This window comes from Vibrio sp. ArtGut-C1 (genome assembly GCF_002105475.1).
Classification (GTDB): domain Bacteria; phylum Pseudomonadota; class Gammaproteobacteria; order Enterobacterales; family Vibrionaceae; genus Vibrio; species Vibrio diabolicus.
In genome coordinates this window covers 325,354-345,102 of record NZ_NCTH01000001.1, presented here as the reverse complement: position 1 = coordinate 345,102, position 19,749 = coordinate 325,354, and the positions used below count along the sequence as shown (strand labels likewise).

The following is a 19,749-nucleotide window of genomic DNA, read 5'->3' as shown; positions in this document are numbered from 1 at the left end:
CCTAAAAAGGGAGTATAAGATCACAGCTAAATAGGATCGTCAAATTAGTCGTCATTTTGCTTAAAAAACGTTCACGATCTCACCCTGCATACCTAATCCAGTAAGTTTGTTCAACGCTTTTATCATCGCGCAAGTTTCACCCAACTGGACATTGTAATTTCTTAAGCTCAATCGTCCTCCTAGCAACTGTTTAACTCGATACATCGCTGTTTCTGAGAGTGAACGTTTGTGGTATCCATACCGCTCTTTCCAATACTTATTTGAGCCGTATAATTTCTGGCAACCCACGGCGAGATTTCGAGGGTGACCACGCTCCCAGAAGGCGGCCCCTTCTCGTGGGGGAATTAGCGCAACAGCTCGCTTAATCTTAATAGCAGCGTGACACGCTCTTGTGTCGTAAGCGCCACCACCAGACACCTCAAGGATACTTCGGCATGTTTGTTTCAGTAAGTTCGGGAGTACTTCTCCATCTGTAGCCGTCGATAAATTTAGCTCGGCGGCAATGATCTCATGAGTGTTGGTATCGACGGCAATATGAAGCTTTCGCCAGACTCCACGCTTGCCATTCGTCTCGTGTTTTTTGACTTTCCATTCACCTTCGCCATAAATCTTAAGGCCAGTAGCATCAATGGCTAGGCGCTGTATTGCTCCTCTCGCTTTAGTCTTAAATGAAACCTCAACTTGCTTGGCTCTACTACTGATGCAGGTGTAATGCGGACAACTTAACGGTACATGAGCTAACCTAAATATCGAGTCGATAAATCCTTGAAGCGCTCTCAATGGCATGGAAAAAACTCGTTTGACCATAAGTACTGTCGTGATAGCTAAATCACTGAACCGACGCGCCCTCCCGTGCTTATTCTGTTTGCTTTGCGCCCACCCGCTTATTGCTTCTTCATCAATCCAAAAGGTCAGAGAACCACGGTTAATGAGTGATTGGTTGTATTGCTTCCAGTTGGTTGTTTTATAACGAGGCTTAGGCATAGGACTACTAGAGAGAGTGGAGATAGCTGATCAGATCGTAGGTTCTTGATTTAGTTCCATTGAATTACGCAACAAAGTCGTCACGATAGCACCAGTCCCATGCTTACCTAACACCGTATCGATTTCCCAATCACCGAAGCGTTCACGACTATCAACAAAGGAACGCCTGTCATCTATCGAGACAGCATTCTTAATGGCTTCTGCCTTGGTTCTTTTGCCTTTACGGTATCGCTTATGACCTTGTCTTAAATGCCTATAAAGCTTGCCACCCATTGCTTTGTCATTTGCAATGTGATGGTAAATCCATTCATGATTGAGTGGCATCCCTGAAGCCGTCAATACTTCTGAAACCTGCTCAGGACTCCAATCGTGTTCAATCAACAATCGGATGAACTCAACTCGCTCCGAGGGTATTATGTACTTTGGAGCCTGACGCCTTCTCTCAATGCAGGCTTGATGAGCGGTTTGAGGGCAGTAATTTGCTTTTTCGCTATTACGGCTAAGTTCTCTATAAACAGAGCTTCTATGGCAGTCGATGGCAAGAGCAATATTTTTTATTGATACCTCTCGTTCTAAAAGAACTGAAATCTGGTATCTTTTCCCTTCAGTCAATTGTTGATACTTCATGTTGGAACTGCTTGTTTCTTTGGTCAGAAGAGCATACCAATCTCAACAATTGGCTGTCTTCCTCAGTCCTACCCATGAAGTATCGCACTTATTATCTGAGTTCGGGTTTTAATTGTTTCATACTTCGGGCTTCTTCCATGCTAACTTTTGTCTCATATCGAATGAATTAACTGAACTTATCCTAAGAGCTATTGTCAAAGGTGGTGTATGGAGATCATGAAGTAGCCTGTTGATGAGTCTCCATTTCTTTCACTCCATTGATGAAGCGAACATCTTTCACAACATCCGCTAGGAGTGCAGAACCTCGTAGACGACGCCACTTCGTCTCTGCACTGCGCATTAACTTGCAGGCCATCATCAACGTCGTCTTTCTGTTTCCACAGTTCGTTGTCTTGTTCGTGCGTAAGCGTACTGTGGCGAACATCGATTCTATTGGGTTGGTTGTTCTGATATGAACCTCGTGCTCTGCTGGGTAATCGTAGAACGCCAGCATTTCAGCTTTATCTTTCACCAAGCAGTCGGTTACCTTTGGATACTTGGCTTCAAAGCGCTTCTGGAAGGTTGAGAAAGCGTGATAAGCATCATCTCTAGTTTCTACCATCCAGATATCTTGCAGTGCTTCCTTCATTCGTGGTTGTACGCTTTTGGGCACCTTGTTAAGCACATTCGCCGTCTTATGTACCCAGCAGCGTTGCTGAGTCGTTTCAGGCCAGCACTTCGCAACCGCTTTCCAGAAGCCAAGTGCGCCATCTCCGATGGCGAGCTTCGGTGCTAGCTGTAATCCGTGCGCTCGTAGCTGCTCAATGAGTTCCGTCCAACTTGCTTCTGACTCGCTATGACCATCCAGAACGCCAAGGACTTCTTTGCGTCCAGTGTCACCGACACCAATGATGACGAGTAAGCAGAGCTTATCGTCCATCCTAACGTGACATAAACACCGTCAGCCCACACGTAAACATAGCGACGCCTACCGAGGTCACGCTTACGCCACTGTTCGTACTCAGCATACCAGCGCTCTTTGAGGCGACAGATGCTGTTGGCTGATAGGCCTTGCGCATCCTTACCAAGCAGAGACTCCAGAACAGCCAGCATTTCGCCCGTAGATATCCCCTTGAGATAGAGTAACGGCAGCAGTGTTGCAACGCTCTTTGTTCGCTTGAGATACGGTGGTATCAAATTGCTATTAAATTTGACGCCATTCCCTGAGCGATCTCGTACCTTAGGAATTTGCACTTCGACACCACCGACACCTGTTTGCAAGGTTCGCTCAGGCAAGAAACCGTTGCGAACGACGGCTTGCTTTCCGTCAACCATTACACTCTGATATTGGGCTAGTCGCTGCTGAAGCTCAGCTTCAACAGCTTGTTCAATCAAATCTCTATCCCCCTTGACGTATCAGTTCTGTAAGCAGGTCTTGTGGTATATTCAGTGAAACAACAGTATTATTAGTCATGCGGTGTACCTTTCTGTTAATCGTTCTGGCGAGAACCACATCAACAGATTACACCGCAACTTCCTTTCTCTTCCATACACCAGAAATCAGCATATCTAGCAAGAGCGATGGATTTGATGCTTGTCTTAGCCAATTCCTTTTGGCTTTAACGAGTGGGATTAGTTAACTGGACGCCAAACTCCCCACTGGTCTTTTTGGTAAGTTGCTTGTGGATTGTCACCACCTTGGATCCACCACTGAGCTTTCCATTTTTGGTCAGCGTAAGATACTACTTCACCACCTAGGTAAGTCTTCGCTGCATCCCACGCATCACCACTTAGTTCTGGGTGTTCTGGGTGTTCTGGGTGTTCTGGGTGTTCTGGGTCTACCGTACCGTCGTGTGCAATAACTTCAAACGTAAATGTCTCTGCACGCTCGCTGTTTACTGCATTTGCAACAAACGACAGTGTTTCATTTTGTGTGATTGCCGTTGTATCAACGACGATAGAAGCCGTGCCATTGTTCTGAATGCTAACTGCTGAACCTTGAGTTTGCGTTAGGTTCGCTGCTTCGCTAGTTGCAATAACCACTTTGTCACCAGCATTTACAATCTTGTCACTCTTAACCAGTTCGTAGATGTCACCAGTCAGTGGCTCCACACCACCTTCATCACCATCAATAACTGAAATCATCCCAGATGCACGGCTATCTTTTGAGTTAAAAAAGTTACGTGATGGATCGTTCTGGAAGTACATGTAGTGTGACATCTCTTCATGCCAATCACCGATGAAGACTGAGCCCTTTTGGAACTCTGAGTGCCAACCGTTGATTTCAGAAGCCAGTAGACGTTCCCAATCGTTGATGTTTGATGCATTCACTTCGATATCAAAGCTACGTGCTACGTCACCGTATTTGTTGATGATGTCATATTTCACTGTATCGCCTATATCTGGGCCGACAAAATCAACTGGAATATAAAGATCGCCTTTCTCAAGGTCTGGTTGTGGTTGTGGCGGTGGCTCTGGTGGAGGTGTTTCTTCGCCTACAACAGAGATATCTGAACAGTTGTAGAAGCCTTCACCCGCCGAATCATCACGCTGCCAGCGAACAAAAAGAATCGCATCACCAGAACGATCAGAAGGAATTGTTACGTTCATGCGGTACTTTTTATCACCGCCTACTGGCACGTTACCCTCTGTTTGGATAAGATGTAGGTCATCCCACGCAAGTGGCTTGCTCAGATCTGCACCTGGTTTGGTTAGGTAAAATTCCCAAAATGAAGGGTTGTGAGGTGCGGTCGCGTTAAACACATATTCGAATGTTCCTGTCTTTAGCTCCGTACGTGTCCAACCTGTATGCGGTGCGCCCACGCCCTTTTTCTGAGGGTCATTTGCGTAACACAACGTACCATCTGGAATCGCAGCTTTTACTGCCGCCATATTGTTGAAATCCGTAATGTTCTTAGCGAATTCATTACGCTGAACAAATGGATAAGTACCAGAGATTTCCTTTGCTTGAGCACAAGCTGCGTTTGGTGGGTTACCAGACCAAATTCCGCCTTGATCAAAACATATAGTTTGTCGAGCCTTCGGAAACTCTGACCAACCGTGAGCATTTACTGCAGTTGGTAGGGCAGATAGCATCGCGATACCCACTGCTGCTTGAAGAATATTTTTATTTGTTTTCACTTTTTATACCTTTGTTTTAGCTTTTTCTACCAATATTATATATATGGTAAACCGATAATATGCTCAATTCTATTTTTAAAATTATTAACAAAAAATTACAGATTTAAACAGGCTTTGTTGCTTAATTCGATGAGAAGACATGGTAGCCCCATGTTGTTCAGTTCTTAAACAACATACTGAGTTTCAGGCATACCTAGCCCTGTAAGCTTGTTCAGCGCTTTGATCATAGCGTAAGTCTCACCAACTTGAGCGTTGTAGTCCCTCAGGCTTAATTTCCCACCTAACAACTGTTTTACCCGATACATTGCTGTCTCTGAGAGCGAGCGCTTATGATAACCATACCGCTTTTTCCATTTCTTGTTAGAGCCGTAGAGCTTCTGGCAACCCACTGCTAAGTTGCGAGGATGTCCTCGTTCCCAGAAGGCTGCCCCTTCTCGTGGTGGGATAAGCGCAACCGCTTGCTTAATCCGTATCGCGTCATGACAATTCCTTGTGTCATAAGCACCATCACCTGATATTTTAATGATTTTACGACGCGTCTGCTTGAGTAAGTTGGGAGCACTTCCGCATCGGTTACGTTAGATAAACTCAGCTCTGCTGCGGCTATTTCGTGAGTGTTTATATCTACTGCAATATGCAGTTTACACCAGACTCTGCGCTTCCCATCAGTACCATGCTTCTTGACCTTCCATTTACCCTCGCCATAAACCTTGAGGCCAGTGGCATCAATTGCCAGGTGTTGTATTGCTTCTCTGGTTTTGGTTTTAAATGAAACCTCAACTTCCATAGCTCGGCGGCTTATACAGGTGTAGTGCGGGCAAATAAGCGGGATGTTAGCCAGGTTAAATACAGAGTCTAGAAAACCTTGTAGCGCTCTCAATGGCATAGAGAAAATACGTTTCACCATCAGTGCGGTAGTAATGGCTAAGTCGCTGAATCGGCGAGGTCTACCACGCTTGCCTTGTTTGTTTTGCTTCCACTCAGTTATCGTTTCCTCATCAATCCAAAAGGTCAGAGAGCCACGGTTGATTAAGGCTTTTGTACTGCTTCCAGTTAGTTGTTTTGTAACGAGGTTTAGGCATGGGGCTACGATGATTGATGGATGTAGCCGATCAGATCGTAGCTTCTAGATTTAGTTCCATCGATTTAAGCAACAAAGCCACTGTGTGGAGGATGTTTTTGAGTGCCAGTAAACACCGATGCAATTTCAAGTAGGAATGGTATTCCGCGCTTTTTTGACGCCTTCAGCAATACTCAAACTGGTGATATTTGTAACATAAGGTAACTTGCTAGAAACTTCTCCTCCACCATCATATTGCTCTAAACTTTTGATTTTTTTAGAAAATTACTTACTGGAGCGTCCGTTCTCATTTTATTGTCAAAGAGATACAAAACTATTAATGGACGGTTTTGTTGCGGAAGAAATATACTACGCTTCCTGTTTTTACCTTAGGAATACTGTGTGTATAATGATTTAATTCAACTGTGTAACTCCTTAAAAACCTGTGTTACTAAAGGAGGGGCCAACCATGATTGAACCTCTAATTACCCTTCTATTTGGCATTTTATTTATCTTGGTAATTATTGCTACAAATGGCTATTTCGTTGCCCAAGAGTTTGCCTATATGGCGGTCGATAGAACCAGACTTGCCACTTTCGCCGCCTCTGGCGATGCTGCCGCTAAACGTGCTCTTTCCGTCACAAAGCGTACTAGTTTTATGCTGTCAGGTGCGCAGCTTGGTATTACGGTTACAGGTCTTGTACTGGGTTTTGTCGCTGAGCCTTTGGTCGGTCGCTCCCTCGGTGTGTTACTGCAAAACTTTGGCATGGAACTCGAAACGGGGATTGCCATCGGTACGGTGGCAACTTTAGTCATCGCCATGGTGGTGCAAATGATCCTGGGTGAGCTTTATCCGAAAAACCTCGCCATTGCCAACGCAGAGCCGATGTCTCGCATGCTATCTCGATCAACGCTGATTTATATGTCCGTGTTTGGTTGGATTATCAGTTTTTTCGATAAGTCTGCCAACCTACTATTGCGAGCAATGCGCATCGAGCCTGTGCATGATTTAGATGTCAGTGCCTCAGAAGAAGATCTACACCATATCATCGCCAACTCTCGCAACAGCGGCGATTTGCCGGTCGAGCTTTCGTTGATGATGGACCGCATCCTCGACTTCCCAGCGCACGATGTCGAACACGCAATGGTGCCTCGTTCAAAAGTGGGTTGGGTTGAGCCGGATACGACACTTACCGAGCTTTTATCGCTGATGGCACAAGCTCATACTCGCTACCCGGTTATCAATAACGATGATGCGCCAGTAGGTGTCGTACATCTTGCTGATGTACTGAATAAAATCGAAACTGGGCATGCTGATGCTATCGTTTCATCGGTCATGCGCCCTGCGACCGTCTTGCCGACTTTGATGAGGCTGCCTGATGCACTAGACCAGCTAGTGACATCAACCAACCAATTGGCTTGTGTTATCGATGAATACGGCGGTTTTGCTGGTGTGTTGACTATCGAAGATTTGGCGATGGAAATCGTTGGTGAAATCACTGACGAACACGATATGGACAATAGCAATGCCGTCGTCGCGGAAAGTGACAAAGTCTGGTTAATGACCGGCGATGTCCACCTTGACGAAGTGAAACGTGCGATTGGTTACGATCTATCAAGACGTGATGTAGAAACCATTGCCGGGATGTTGATTGCCGAAAAAGGCGCACTTCCTATTAATGGCGAAATGATTATTGTCGCTCTGCCAATCGATCCTTCCGAGCTTGCTTCAGGCGAACCACTATTGCGTCACTTAGAAGTAAGCGTTCTGCGTATCGAACGCCATGTTCCAACTGAAGTGCGTGTAAAATTGGTAGAGAAATCAATCTTGGAGAAGAAGAGATGAGCGACCCATTAATTGTTTTTGTCATTACTTTTGCGCTGATTGTATTAAGTGGTTTTTTCGTCATCATCGAGTTTGCGTTAATGGGTGCGCGCCGACATCGCCTTCAAGAAATCGCGCTAGAAAGCCGCTCTGCACGCGCAGCATTACGAGGCATGAACGACCTGACGCTAATGCTAGCCGGTGCGCAGCTCGGTATTACTTTCTGTACCTTTGCATTAGGCGCGGTCACTAAACCGGCTGTGGACCGATGGGTAGGTCCAGTCTTTACTGCAGTTGGCATGCCAGAGTGGCTAGCTGATGGCGCAGCCTTTGGCTTTGCTCTATTTTTCGTGACGTTCCTTCATTTAGTTGTTGGCGAAATGGCACCGAAGTCATGGTCGATTGCGCATCCTGAGAAATCAGCGCTGGCTATCGGTATTGTCGCGAGAACCTATGTTTGGCCACTGCGTCCATTACTTAATTGGATTAACAGTATCGCCAACCGTTTAGTGAAATCCTCAGGTGTTGAACCGGTGGAAAGTGCGGCAGTTGGCGGGCAAGACATTAATACTATTCGCCTGTTGGTAGAGCATTCTGGCAACGTTGGTACGCTGCAACCAAAAATCCAAAAGCAGCTTTCTGGTCTTATCGAACTGAGCTCGATTCAAATTGACTCTTTGGTTACTGAAGGTCAGGTGATGGCACATGTCGACAAAAATGCCACCGTTGCGGACATACGTGCAGCCGCGATAGCATCGGGACACTTGCGTATTCTTGTGTTTGGTAACAGTGGACTAAAGCCTTTAGTTGTCCATGTGCGTGATACGTTACTCGAGCCAGCACATAGACCTGCCCGTGAAGTGGCGCGTAATGCTTATGTACTCGACTCTAAAACACCGGTCTACGAAGCACTCGTCCGCATGCGCGAAGCCAGTGTCCAGTTAGCGGTCGTGAGTAAAGACGAAAAAATGATCGGAGTAGTCACACTTGCCGACATTTTAAAGCGCGTTCTGCCTACAACTTCCGCAAGCTGAACTATTGAGTTGATAAGGTTCTGTCGCAAATAGGTACATATCGTAGCCACATTTTGTAATCTTTCTAATAACGCCTTCTCGGCTGATTTGGTTAATCGTTTGAAGCCGAGTAGCTCGTTCATCTTAAAGATCAGTGCCACTCATGTGCTTTTAGCAATGAGTGGATATTTAGGTTTTCTGTTTGGGAAGTGAGTAGCGTAAATGTAATCAACATCTTGTTTCACGTCTCGCAATCTAAATTGCGACACAACAGGCTTGGCTCGGAAATAGCCAATCAAATAAATTTTAGTTTCGATCTTTCCCATGTTTGATAGCGCTTTCTCGATACTCTGATCTATCAAGTAAAACTCTTCACGATCATTCTGATTAAATTCGGGACGGGAGTAAAGTTCATGGACTTCTTATTCCGTTAATATTTTGATTCGACTTGGTTTAACTTTTCTCATTAATATTTATTTTGTGTTAATAAATATTTAACAGCTCGACATAGGAATAAAAGTGCCTGCATTAAATTTGAGTCTAACTAAACGCCATACCGTTCTAACTGTTTGATTTAATGCTTAACGTACGAAACCGTACCGTTGGGTTTCACAACCCGATAAGACCATCTCTGTCACGTCACAGCACCGAACCAGAGTTGATTCGGGTCAGTTACCACGAACTGACGATTTAACTGGTTGGGTATATGAACATGTTCTTGTTGTGTTTTTTTTGTACGTATGTTTCGGTAGTTGGCAACTGACTCGCTCGATAACGACTAAGTGGAATGCCTCTCGCTTTTACTATATCAGCAATGGTTCACCATTGTCCAGATCATAAGCTCGGCGAACTTCGGCACGAACAAGTACACGCTCTGACGATAGATATTTATCTCCAGTTGCCCAGTAAAGATAGCTACTGCGATGAACCCCCGAACACTTCACAAAGCCGTTTTACAGTATAACTCTTCTTGAGTTTCTCGATTACCGAGAACGGTTCAGGGAGTCTGACAGTAGCTTTTTTAGAATTTCCTTTTCTTTTTCAGGTCGCAGATTTCTCTTTGCTCTGGAGTCAATTGAGATGCTCTTGGTGCTTTACCAGCTCTTTCAGCTTTGAGTAGTCTTACTCAGCTTTCTAGTATGGCTTTTCCAATGCCCATTGCTTCGCAGGTTTCTTTGTAAGTACGCCCCTGGTCAAGCACTAACTGAGCGCATTCAAGCTTAAATTCTGGGTTAAAAGTGCGTCTTTCACACCTAGTCATAATGTCACCAGTTTTAGTATCGAGATCATCATACATCACATCTTAATAAGGTGGTCAAATTCACTATTTGACGTCACTCAGCGCTGTGCACGGATAAAGTAGATTACAGAGAGCTCGGATTAGGTATACTAATCAACTGATATCCTTCGAGTTTAGTTAAAAGCTTGCCTTGCATTTGATGGATTATATCTTCAATACCCGCATCGCCAACAGGGCAAGCTATGAGACGTGTCGTATGGTCTAGGTAATCAGAGGTTTCTTCCGTTTCGCCGACTGTTCGACATGGATCGTCGTAACTTCGCCATCCATGCGTTAGTACTAATACGGTATCTCCTTGTACATTTTTTATCATTGTCGGTACTCTTGAGGTTTCGCCCATAGCCTTACCTTGAGTTAATACCTCAACATGAGCATTGTTTATAGCTTCACCACAACCGCCGACAAAAAAAACGAGCGATACACACGCTGCAGATTTTCGAACCACATTCATGATTTATTCCTTCTAATTAAGTGAACTTTGATGAGCAGGAACAAGTTGCCTCTCTATGTCAGTTACTCCTACGCCTTGAGTATACAAATTGTTGAGTCGTTTTCGAATCAATGTTCGCTTACGTCCAAGCTTAATCACTTTCAATTTCGCTTCTATTAGTCCCTCTTTGATTCTTTCTAGTATCAGGTGGCGTTCAGCTTGTGCAATAACAGATAAGGTGGTGAACACTATATTTCCATTTCATCTTTATTACTGATCCCATCTAAGAACAAGCAATGATCGCTTACGCCCGGAATTTTGAAATCGTTACTTATCGCGCCAATGCAATCAAGAGGTAATCGTATTTCAATGTTTGCTCTGGAGAGAAATCAGCGATCACTGCAATCGTTTTATTTGCCCTCTGTAAGCCTGACATGCGAGCTTGAACATATTGGTAACCATGGCAAGCGGCATGAAGACGAAACGCAACCGAATCTAACTCATTATCAAACGTGCCCGCTGCAATCTCATGCAGTCTTGGTTTCCATAAGTGATGAGAAGATGGCTCAACCAAAGTAACGGTATGGTCAGATTTGTCTGCAAAACTGCTCGCTAAACGCGTGACCATTTCTAGACCCGCAGCACCACCACCGACAACAACAAAATTCGACATACTCCCCTCCCGGAAACCATCCATCGAAAGATAAAAATCAAAAACGCAGCAAATGCGCTTGGAATGGCGGGCATTATATTGAGTTACAAATAAATGATAATAAGCTGAAAAAGAAAATAACTATTACGGATTTGTAATAATAAAAACTAAACACCTGAACCTAATGCGAAAAACAAAAAAGCCACCACTTTTTAGTGATGGCTTTGCTTTATCTATGTTGCTTTGTCTTAATTAGCGAGGATCAAGACCTAGCTTTTGTAGTACCAGTTTGAAGTTCTCGCGGCGCTCTTTCACGTTGTGAACATCACCTGTCGAACACGTTAGATCCGGACAGCCACGGTTAACGATGCCTGAAACGTCATCGATAAATTGAGAACCTTGCAGACCACTGTCCACGTACTTCTTCAGTTCGTTGTGGTAGTTCCAATCAGCGTACTGACCGCCTTCATCGTTGTATGCCTGAACTGACGTTACCCAGTAGAACAGACCTGCGATCCACTTGATCTCTTTGTTCTCTTCCGAGCTACAAATCAGACCTGGGTTAGAACAGAAGTCTAGTTCAGCATAAAGTGGGTTCGCCGGTGGCGCTTCTACCGTTACGCCATCAATTGTCTTACCAATGGTTGATGGATCAACGTGCGAACGACCTAGGTAGTGGTTAAGCGTACCGAAGTTCTGACGACCTGTGGTTTGGATAACACCACGACCCCACCAGCCACAGCCTTCAACGCTTTCTTGGCTGCTGCCGTCCCAAATGAACTTACCTGCTTTCTGACCAACGTAAGTCTTACATTCGTCGCGTTCCCATACTTGCTTAGACGTATCTACGCTTTCTGGAACATCGTTACAGTGACCGTTGTTTGTCCAACGACCTGCTGCACCGTTCACCAATAGACCACGCTCTTCAAGTACTGCATCAGGTGCTGCAAAGACTGGGGCTGGGGCGCCATACCATTTCGCATGAGTCAGAGCACTAACTTCCATTTTGTCATCACGAGGACAAGAGTACGCGTGGTCCAAACCAGAAACTGAGTTTACGCCGTAATCTGCGTATTTCTGACCCAATTGACCACAGCTTGCTGTCATTGGGTAATCCGCAGGCGCGCCGTATTTCACTTCAGACCAGTTGTTTTCATCACACGCGTTGTAGCGGATAGTCTCTTGCATACTTTGCGCAAGGAACGCAGCAATCGCGACTTTCGCGTATTTGATGTTGGTTGCGTCATCAACTTCATCGTTCATTAGCCAGAACTTGTTGCCCGCGACACCAATGTTGTGCATTGCGTTCAAGCCATCTAGGAAGTCGTTCCACTTGTAAACCGTTGACGGAACCCACTGAGATTGTGGTGTTTCGTATAGGAAGGCTTCGTTATCCATCACGCTTTCAGCATTTGCTAACTCTTGGTTTAGCGCTTCAATGCGAGTCAATGAACCTTTCTCTAACTCTTCACCTACGTAGTACAGTGGCACTTTCGCCGTTTGGTAAAGCTCAATTTTGCTGGTTAGGGCTTGAGAGTCTTGATCAAACATCAATGCAAATACGTTGCTGTACGCCGCTTTACGGATTTGCTGATCGGTTTGCGTGTTGCCCATGAAGTAGTTTGCAGTTTGCTCTGCCGGCATGTTCGCTAGCATCGCAGGCGCATCAACGTAATCTGTTACCTGTTTTACGTACTCAAGTGCGTGGTGCCACTGCTCGCTGGTTAGTGCAGTTGTTGCATTCGATTTAGTAAACGCCACAAAGTCAGCTTTGTTCGAAGCATCTGCTTTGTAAAGCTCGAAACTATCAAGTAGATCTGCCGTGAAAACGGACGCTTCATCCCATACAGACTGACGACCAGAGTGGGTATCGTAAGCAAACTCACCAATGCTTAGTGACCAACCAAATGTCGCTTGTGGCGCAAGGGTTGTGAAGATCAAGTTGTAAGCATGTGACCAGCCTTTCACGTCATCGCTCAGTGCGTTGATCGCATCGATATCAATACCGCTACCCGTGATATCAATGGCATTCGTCAGTGCTTGTTTAACCGCAACGGCACCAAACGATGCACCTTTGTCTTGCGTAGCGAGATCCAGAACATCAGATCGAATCACAATAGATGCTGTACCCGCGTTCTCTGCTTGTTCGATAGCTGACACAAACGAACGAGTCAGTTGCTCTAGGTCTGTGAGCGCATCACTGCTGCTTGCTGCAATAGTTAGCGTGCTTGGCGCTTGAGTGGATGGACTCGCCACTACGAATGTATTTGGCCAACCTGCCACTTCTAGACGCACTGGATCCATTGGGTTACGCAATGATAGCGCTGGCGCTGTACCCGGCTCAGTACCATCACAGTTTAGATGCAATGACCATGAGCTATCGCTGCCAGGAACAGATTGCGTCCAGTACACAGCTGAGTAAGCAATGTTCTTATGAACCATAATGTCACCGCCTGTCGCGTGATCACCACGAGTCCAGTCTGGGTACACATTAAAGTCAGCACACAGTCCACCTGTTGGCGGAGGTGTCGGTGTTTCTACTTTTTCAACTGTGATGTTTACACGTGTTGTCGCCGTTAGGTTCTCAGCATCCGTCGCAATCGCTTCTAGCTTAACTGCACCAACTTCTGACGCCGTCCAGTTACAAGAGAACTGGTTTGTGGTTGCTGCGTTGAAATCACAGATTTGCTTGTTGTTTGCTTTCACGATAACGCGAGACAAATCGTCATCAGCATCCGTTGCACGAACAGATATCGATACCGCTTCACCTTTTTCAAACTTCGAACCGTTTGAAGGCGAAGAGAAGCTCACTTCTGGCTTAACAAAGCTTGGGGCTGCTTCAATAGCAACAGCGATACTGCGTTGTTCAACCATTTGGTTGTTCTGATCGAGAACCACCACTTTAAGTGTCGCATTGCCCACTTCATTTGGCGTCCAAGATTGAGAATACGTCGTTTGACCTGCAGCGATGTTACGTTGACCTAGCTTGCGGTCATTCGCCCAGAACTCTAGTTTAGAGATCAATTCACCATCAACGCGTGCTTTGATCGTCGTTGCCTGACCCACCATCAATGTTTGACCTTGTGTAGGCGCGACGAACGTCAGCTCATGCACTTCTGGCTCCACAGGTGGCTCAACTGGCTTCTCTTTTACTGAAATGCTGACCGCTTGTTGCTGTGTAAGACCTGAGGTGTCTTCCACTACGGCTTTGATCGTGTGAGCGCCTGCGCCAACAGAAGTCCAACTCGCTTGGAATGGGGCTTGTGTTACACGAGCTACTTGATTGTTGTCGACAAAGAAAGTCACGGCTTTAACGCTGGTATTAGTCGCCGTTACGTTTGCTAGCATGGCAACCGCTTGGCCTTCTTCAAACTCCGCACCGCTTACTGGTGACGTTAACTGAATCGAGATCTCTGGCTCACCCACGTCACCATTATCAGCAATCAAACGGATAGTTTTTTGTAGTAGAGCAAGATCCAATACGCCACTCACACCCAGTGTTAGCTCGATACTTTCACCAGTTGGAAGTTGTGACTTAACCCAACTACCATTATCAAAAGAAAGGGTAAGAGTGTTTTCGAATAGGCTCCCTTTTGCATTACTCGTAAATGCTATGCTTGGGTAGCTAACGCCTGTAGCAGCCCAAGAAGGCGCGGACATGGTTAGATTTGAATCAAACAAAACCTTGGCATCACGCAACTCTATTGATTGAGAACCATCGTTTGTCAGGGTTACTTTGTACGTGTTCCACCATTGGCTTTCAGAGCCGACGATGGTTGCGTCTGTGATCACTCCTGCTTGTGCAGCAGGCAATCCCATACCGATAGCCAGTGCTAAAACACTTGGCATGATCGTTAGCGTATTCTTTCTCATAATTAAGGACTTATACAAACAACAATAAAAGGAATAGGATCATAGAGGAACTTTTTTCTCGCCGCAGCGGAAAGATGTAACTAAATATAACTAAACTTACAAGTGTAAAAGTGCCTTAAGAAGATCCCCTCGGCATGTTCGGGGTACTTACCGTGGCAACGCTAAAGCGTTGATCAAAATTACAAATAGCTTACGCTGTAATTTTGGAATTGGCATTCACCCATGGGTAAATCCGTGGTTTTTTGTAATCACAGAATAAAGCATCGCTTTACGTCAATTTGACAACATTTAGCACGAAATCGATAAGCAAACATAAATCTGGTACTCTATTTCAATTCTGAAAGTTTGCGCGAGATAAAATAAATCAATTTATCCGTTTCTACAAATAGTGGAATTTGGATTTTTCACGCCTTTATGTATCATAAAATCAATAATTTACAGAATAAATACATTTAAAACACTTAGCTAAATTTTAGTAACAACGATAAGTGTAAATTTGCAACAAAACGCCAACATCTGGGTTGGAGCACTGTTTCAGATTGAATATTCACTGATAATGAGATGCATTGGATCGGTTTAAATCCAAGTCAGCCCAAAATAGAATATACCCGTTCAACTTAAAGATGCAGGCTTGAGAATCTGAAAATTATCATTAATTCGAGATATCAAAGAGCCTGCAATCTCTGGAAGAGTCACTGCAAAAAATTGTTTTATTGCCGCCTTGAAGTCCCGCTTTCTTTTGAAGTAAACGTTGTTCCTCGACTTCTCATTCATTACCTTCCATAGCCGCTCTATTGGGTTGAGGTTTGGGCTGTAAGGAGTAAGATAATGCAGTGCAATATTCAGGACAAACGCCGCATCTCTGACTAATTAACTGCGGTGATATCCCGCACCATCTAAGATGATATGAAGCTTATGAGCTAACGGATAACTCTCTCTTAACTTACAGAAAAAGCGAACAATAGTAGACCCGATATCTGACAGGTTCATTGCGCAAATAACGTTCAATCGGCTACTATTACCCGTTGTTTCAATCACTTTATCCTGACCAGTTCGTATCCATCCATGAGATATTTTTGTTGATAGTGTTGGATGAGCTGCGTCGATAAAGACTATTGATTCATCCTTACCACAGCTTGCCTTTAGAGCTTCATAAGCCTCTATGAATGCTATCTGTTTTGTTTCATCAAACTTGTGTGGAACGCCTTTCGGCTGCTTGTAGCTAAAACCATTGTGGTGAAGCTATTTGTTCATACCAGAGACCGTGTAATCAAGTCCAAATGTCTCTTTAACGTAGGAGACAATTTGATGCGTGTGAGAATAAGTTTTCTCAGTCAAATGCTCGATTAGGTGCATGGTTTGAGTTACAGAAAGCTTGCTTTGACTTCCGCCATTTTCAGGCTTAAGTTTTTCAGAAAGAACGTAGTCGCTAAGGTGACGTGCAACGGTGGATTCATGAATCCGAAGAACTTGTGAAATCATGGTCTGACTCCAGCCTTCAGAAGCCAGCAAAACAGCCTTAATACGGTCGCAAACTCGACTATCACGTTCAATATCGTGCATTTGTTCGAGTTGCCTTTTCTGTTGAGGAGTCAGTGTAATTTTCATGGTTCGTAGCATGTTCCTGATTCTAAAGAAAATCAAGCATCTTCAATGAACACGGGTATATCGAGTGTGTTATATACCTGTGTTCACAAGGAAAAATCGTACTTTAAGCAGAAGTGAAGCACAGATCGATACCACATAAAATAAGATATCGAAATGAGTTTTGTAAGACCACTTTAGCCGGATTGAAGACCCAGGAAAATCATTAATCTTAAGTATGACTTTCTTGATATACTGTTTCTGACCGTAGCAGTCGTAGTATCTGTAGCTGAAGGATGGAGTGACATAGTTGACTTTGGAAACAATAAGCTTGATTGGTTACAGCAATATAGAGACTTTGAGCATGGTATCCCAGTTGATGACACGCTTGCACGGATTATCAGTAGAACCAATGCAATTAAATTAAGCCTACATGAGAACTCTCTATGGCTTCTACTAAACGATTAGTTAAGTAGTGCAAGTTGCATCACCAACAAAAAAATGAAGTATTGCAAATTTATAAAGTACTGGCTGTGAAGGTTCTGGACAATTCCGCGTTACGAGTGTAAGCAACACCAATCAATTTCATTAATGATAGGTTAGCCGCAGACAAAAGCCATGATATGCAGTCTTACCTACACATCATGGCCTAATATCTTTAAAGAATAATTATGATGCACTTATGATGGCCGCTACCTTTTCAGGATGACTTAGTGGCAACCAATGTCCTGCGCCTTCAACGCGATGCAATTTAGCTTGGTCACAAGATTGTTCGATCAACCGCTGCTTATCCTCACCACAAGCCTGATCTTCACTGCCGTAAATAAGATCAACAGGTAATGTCGATTTTGCGAGTGTGGATCTTGTGTCTTGACGTGAACAAGCTAGTTCAGTCTGACAAGCATATTGCTCAACACTAAAGCGCTCAGCCATTTCTACAGCGAAGTCTACGCCACGCTCTCCAAGGTTTTGCTGATCACAAGGTGATATTTGCATCAAAGCTAATGCCTTAAAATCACTCTTTTGCTCGGCCAAGGATAGTAATTCTCGGCGACGCGCTTGTGACTCTTCAGGATCCGCTAATGCTGTCGATGCTACTAATATTAGGCGTTTTACTCGTTCAGGATATTGATTGAGTAATGCCAGTGCCGCGATCCCACCAAGTGAAAAGCCGACCAGAATAAACTCTTCTGGCAAATCTGCGACTAAGTTTGCTAGTTCGTCATCCCAGTTGCAATGCGCGCCGAGGGGTTTGGTGATCACCGGTTGAGTGGGGCTCAACTCAGCGATCACTTTATCCCATACTTGCTCATCACATAGTGTGCCTGGTAGCAGTACAATGGGTAATGCCATTAATAACCACCCGCAGAGACAGTCTCTCTCTCAATGTTGCCGATTTTGCCGACAAACTGCTGATAGGCATTTCTTAATGCGCCAGCATCATTGCCCGGAGTCACTAAATCAAAGCCTTGCTCTTTACGCTGTAGAGCATTTTCCAGACCAGAGCAAAAAATGCCGGTAAACAAGCCACGTTGTTTCGCTTGGCGCAATACATGTGCAATAGCGTCTTCCACTTTGTCACTGGTTGTACCTGGCTTTTCGCCAAGGCTATACGCCAGATCATTCGGGCCGATATAGATTCCGGTTAGCCCTGGAGTATCGAGGATCGCTTCAAGGTTATCCAACGCCTGCTGAGATTCAATCATCGCAAGAACCATGATTTCATTGTCAGCATGCTCAGTGTAGTCCTTGCCACCATAGGTGAGACCACGGGTTGGACCAAATGATCGAGTACCTAGAGGAGGGTAGCGACAAGCTGAGATGAGCTCACAGCAGATCTCAGGAGTATCGACACTCGGACAAATGATGCCGTAAGCGCCTGCATCCAATACCTTCATTACCATACTTGGTTCGCTGGATGGTAGCCTCACCAGCGGTACCGCTGGTGAGCCTGACACTGCTTGAAAAATATGAACCAAATCACTAAATCCAATCATGCCATGCTGCATGTCCACAGTGACGCTATCGACACCGGTGTGAGCAATAACTTCAGCACCATAGCTACTTGGGATCGAAATCCAGCTATTAACCATTATCTGTTTTGCGGCAAATTTTTCTAGTAGTCTATTTTTTCTCATGATTAGTCTGCCAGTAGTGTGCTTTCTTCAACAATGAGGCTACGCTTAACAATGTAGCCACTCGCATCCAGCGTGTAACCTAGCTCGTATGCGTCCGCTAGGATTTTATCGCTAAACTGAGGACGTTTTCTCGCATCGCCTGCTGTGATCATAATGAATTCAGCTTCTTGTTCAGAGTTGTTATTAAGCGTGCGCCAAGCGTTCGCTGGTACAGAGTACGTATCGTTAGCTTCAATGGCGATTGTCACATCTTGCTGTTCATTTAAACCAAGCTCTATCTGGCCGTGAGTCTGGATGATGACCATTTTCTCATCAATCTTGAATGGACCTACTTTATTGCCAGCAGGCACTTTTACCACTTCCATCGTGAAGTTGTGTGGATTAGTAATATTGGGTTGAGAATTACGATCTTGGGTAATACCAAAGCCAATCACAGGTGCAATTGAACAACCATGACCCGGTAGTACAGAATCGATTAACGCATTTGAGTAGAATTGGCGGTTTTCGCGGCTACTGATGCGCTGTGACATTCCTTCTAGATCCACTTGACGTAGGTTCGCAAATTCTTCTTCTGGGAAAGCGGACATTAATTCTGATTTGTCTTCTGGAAGTGTACCGCCTGCTTCAAGATCGATTAGAACATTTTTCTTCGTTAAGTACATACCAGATTCATTCGCAGCTTGCATGATGCCTGGGTGCCAAATAACACCACCCGTGTCATCTTCGCCAAGGCATGTGAACAACCAGCTGCCATCAGGCCCAGTATTGGTAAAGCCACGGAATAGCCACGTTGGTACTGAAAGAATATCGCCTTCTTTTGCCGTGTACTCGTACTCACCCTTTGCTCCCCAACGGAAGGTGTACTCACCATAAGTACACATGAATACCTCAGCACTAAAGTGGATGTGCAGGTTATTCGTTACACCATTTGGCATCGATGCCGCGCCAATATTAAAGCCATGTTTCTCTTTTAGGTTAATAACTTGGTTTTCACTTTGCGTTACGCCCGGACCAATGAGTGAGTAGTTACCTTTTGGAATGGAACCTGGTAGACGGCAATCAAGAAAGGCTTCGGTACAAGATACATATTCTTCACTTTTGATTAGGCGTTCTTGTGCTTCACGTTGAGTTACGTTCATAGGG

11 protein-coding genes and 5 pseudogenes are annotated in these 19,749 nt (G+C 44.8%); 3 read left to right on the top strand and 13 right to left on the bottom strand.

Annotation, left to right across the window (positions count from 1 at the left end; all coding sequences use genetic code 11):
• Positions 1–60 precede the first annotated feature (60 nt).
• The 5 genes and pseudogenes from B7360_RS01540 to B7360_RS01520 all read right to left on the bottom strand — a co-directional run bounded on the left by B7360_RS01540 (position 61) and on the right by B7360_RS01520 (position 5,813).
• A complete protein-coding gene (locus tag B7360_RS01540; protein ID WP_085342593.1) occupies positions 61–984 on the bottom strand; it encodes an IS5 family transposase in 924 nt (307 codons plus the stop codon).
• Between the two features lie 60 nt (positions 985–1,044).
• A pseudogene (locus B7360_RS01535) lies at positions 1,045–1,611 on the bottom strand (IS30 family transposase); the annotation flags it as partial.
• A 214-nt stretch (positions 1,612–1,825) separates the two neighbouring features.
• Positions 1,826–3,064: pseudogene (locus B7360_RS01530) on the bottom strand (IS256 family transposase).
• A gap of 158 nt (positions 3,065–3,222) precedes the next feature.
• The gene (locus tag B7360_RS01525) at positions 3,223–4,686 is read right to left on the bottom strand and encodes a lytic polysaccharide monooxygenase (RefSeq protein ID WP_371343559.1); all 1,464 of its coding nucleotides are present in this window, start codon (positions 4,684–4,686) and stop codon (positions 3,223–3,225) included.
• Between the two features lie 209 nt (positions 4,687–4,895).
• Positions 4,896–5,813, bottom strand: a pseudogene (locus B7360_RS01520) (IS5 family transposase).
• Positions 5,814–6,260: 447 nt separating this feature from the next.
• Between B7360_RS01520 and B7360_RS01515 the strand changes: the two are divergent.
• Positions 6,261–7,637 carry a hemolysin family protein gene (locus tag B7360_RS01515; RefSeq protein WP_085342590.1) on the top strand — a complete coding sequence of 459 codons (1,377 nt, stop codon included), beginning with the start codon at positions 6,261–6,263 and terminating at the stop codon, positions 7,635–7,637.
• Positions 7,634–8,650, top strand: a complete 1,017-nt coding sequence (locus B7360_RS01510) for a CNNM domain-containing protein (RefSeq protein ID WP_085342589.1) — start codon at positions 7,634–7,636, stop codon at positions 8,648–8,650. The genes B7360_RS01515 and B7360_RS01510 overlap by 4 nt, the downstream gene beginning before the upstream one ends.
• Positions 8,651–9,755: 1,105 nt before the next feature.
• On the opposite strand, the gene B7360_RS24900 is transcribed toward B7360_RS01510, so the two are convergent.
• The 5 genes and pseudogenes from B7360_RS24900 to B7360_RS01480 form a co-directional block, all read right to left on the bottom strand.
• Positions 9,756–9,890: a transposase gene (locus tag B7360_RS24900; RefSeq protein WP_114149226.1), complete on the bottom strand. Its 135-nt coding sequence runs from the start codon at positions 9,888–9,890 to the stop codon at positions 9,756–9,758.
• A gap of 103 nt (positions 9,891–9,993) precedes the next feature.
• A complete protein-coding gene (locus B7360_RS01500; RefSeq protein ID WP_085342588.1) occupies positions 9,994–10,380 on the bottom strand; it encodes a hypothetical protein in 387 nt (128 codons plus the stop codon).
• Positions 10,381–10,619: 239 nt separating this feature from the next.
• Positions 10,620–11,032: pseudogene (locus tag B7360_RS01490) on the bottom strand (FAD-dependent oxidoreductase); the annotation flags it as partial.
• Between the two features lie 231 nt (positions 11,033–11,263).
• Positions 11,264–14,884: an Ig-like domain-containing protein gene (locus B7360_RS01485; protein WP_085342587.1), complete on the bottom strand. Its 3,621-nt coding sequence runs from the start codon at positions 14,882–14,884 to the stop codon at positions 11,264–11,266.
• Between the two features lie 612 nt (positions 14,885–15,496).
• Positions 15,497–16,492 (bottom strand): annotated as a pseudogene (locus B7360_RS01480) (IS630 family transposase).
• 198 nt (positions 16,493–16,690) lie between these two features.
• On the opposite strand from B7360_RS01480, the gene B7360_RS01475 reads away from it, so the two are divergent.
• Complete coding sequence (locus tag B7360_RS01475; RefSeq protein WP_085342610.1) at positions 16,691–16,936, top strand: transposase family protein; 246 nt, start codon at positions 16,691–16,693, stop codon at positions 16,934–16,936.
• Between the two features lie 201 nt (positions 16,937–17,137).
• Here the strand turns inward: B7360_RS01475 and B7360_RS01470 are convergent, their stop codons facing one another.
• Genes B7360_RS01470 through B7360_RS01460 form a run of 3 tightly spaced genes read right to left on the bottom strand, consistent with a single transcriptional unit; the run spans position 17,138 to position 19,745 of the window.
• Positions 17,138–17,821, bottom strand: a complete 684-nt coding sequence (locus B7360_RS01470; RefSeq protein WP_085342586.1) for an alpha/beta fold hydrolase — start codon at positions 17,819–17,821, stop codon at positions 17,138–17,140.
• Complete coding sequence (locus B7360_RS01465) at positions 17,821–18,606, bottom strand: HpcH/HpaI aldolase/citrate lyase family protein (protein WP_085342585.1); 786 nt, start codon at positions 18,604–18,606, stop codon at positions 17,821–17,823. The genes B7360_RS01470 and B7360_RS01465 overlap by 1 nt, the downstream gene beginning before the upstream one ends.
• A 2-nt stretch (positions 18,607–18,608) precedes the next feature.
• Positions 18,609–19,745, bottom strand: coding sequence for a hypothetical protein (locus tag B7360_RS01460; protein WP_085342584.1), 1,137 nt, complete (start codon positions 19,743–19,745; stop codon positions 18,609–18,611).
• Positions 19,746–19,749 lie beyond the last annotated feature (4 nt).

Bases quoted from the DNA above. Each gene is read 5' to 3' on its own strand.
- B7360_RS01540 (WP_085342593.1), bottom strand. From the start codon at position 984: ATGCCTAAGCCTCGTTATAAAACAACCAACTGGAAGCAATACAACCAA.
- B7360_RS01525 (WP_371343559.1), bottom strand. From the start codon at position 4,686: ATGCTATCTGCCCTACCAACTGCAGTAAATGCTCACGGTTGGTCAGAG.
- B7360_RS01515 (WP_085342590.1), top strand. From the start codon at position 6,261: ATGATTGAACCTCTAATTACCCTTCTATTTGGCATTTTATTTATCTTG.
- B7360_RS01510 (WP_085342589.1), top strand. From the start codon at position 7,634: ATGAGCGACCCATTAATTGTTTTTGTCATTACTTTTGCGCTGATTGTA.
- B7360_RS24900 (WP_114149226.1), bottom strand. From the start codon at position 9,890: ATGACTAGGTGTGAAAGACGCACTTTTAACCCAGAATTTAAGCTTGAA.
- B7360_RS01500 (WP_085342588.1), bottom strand. From the start codon at position 10,380: ATGAATGTGGTTCGAAAATCTGCAGCGTGTGTATCGCTCGTTTTTTTT.
- B7360_RS01485 (WP_085342587.1), bottom strand. From the start codon at position 14,884: ATGAGAAAGAATACGCTAACGATCATGCCAAGTGTTTTAGCACTGGCT.
- B7360_RS01470 (WP_085342586.1), bottom strand. From the start codon at position 17,821: ATGGCATTACCCATTGTACTGCTACCAGGCACACTATGTGATGAGCAA.
- B7360_RS01465 (WP_085342585.1), bottom strand. From the start codon at position 18,606: ATGAGAAAAAATAGACTACTAGAAAAATTTGCCGCAAAACAGATAATG.
- B7360_RS01460 (WP_085342584.1), bottom strand. From the start codon at position 19,745: ATGAACGTAACTCAACGTGAAGCACAAGAACGCCTAATCAAAAGTGAA.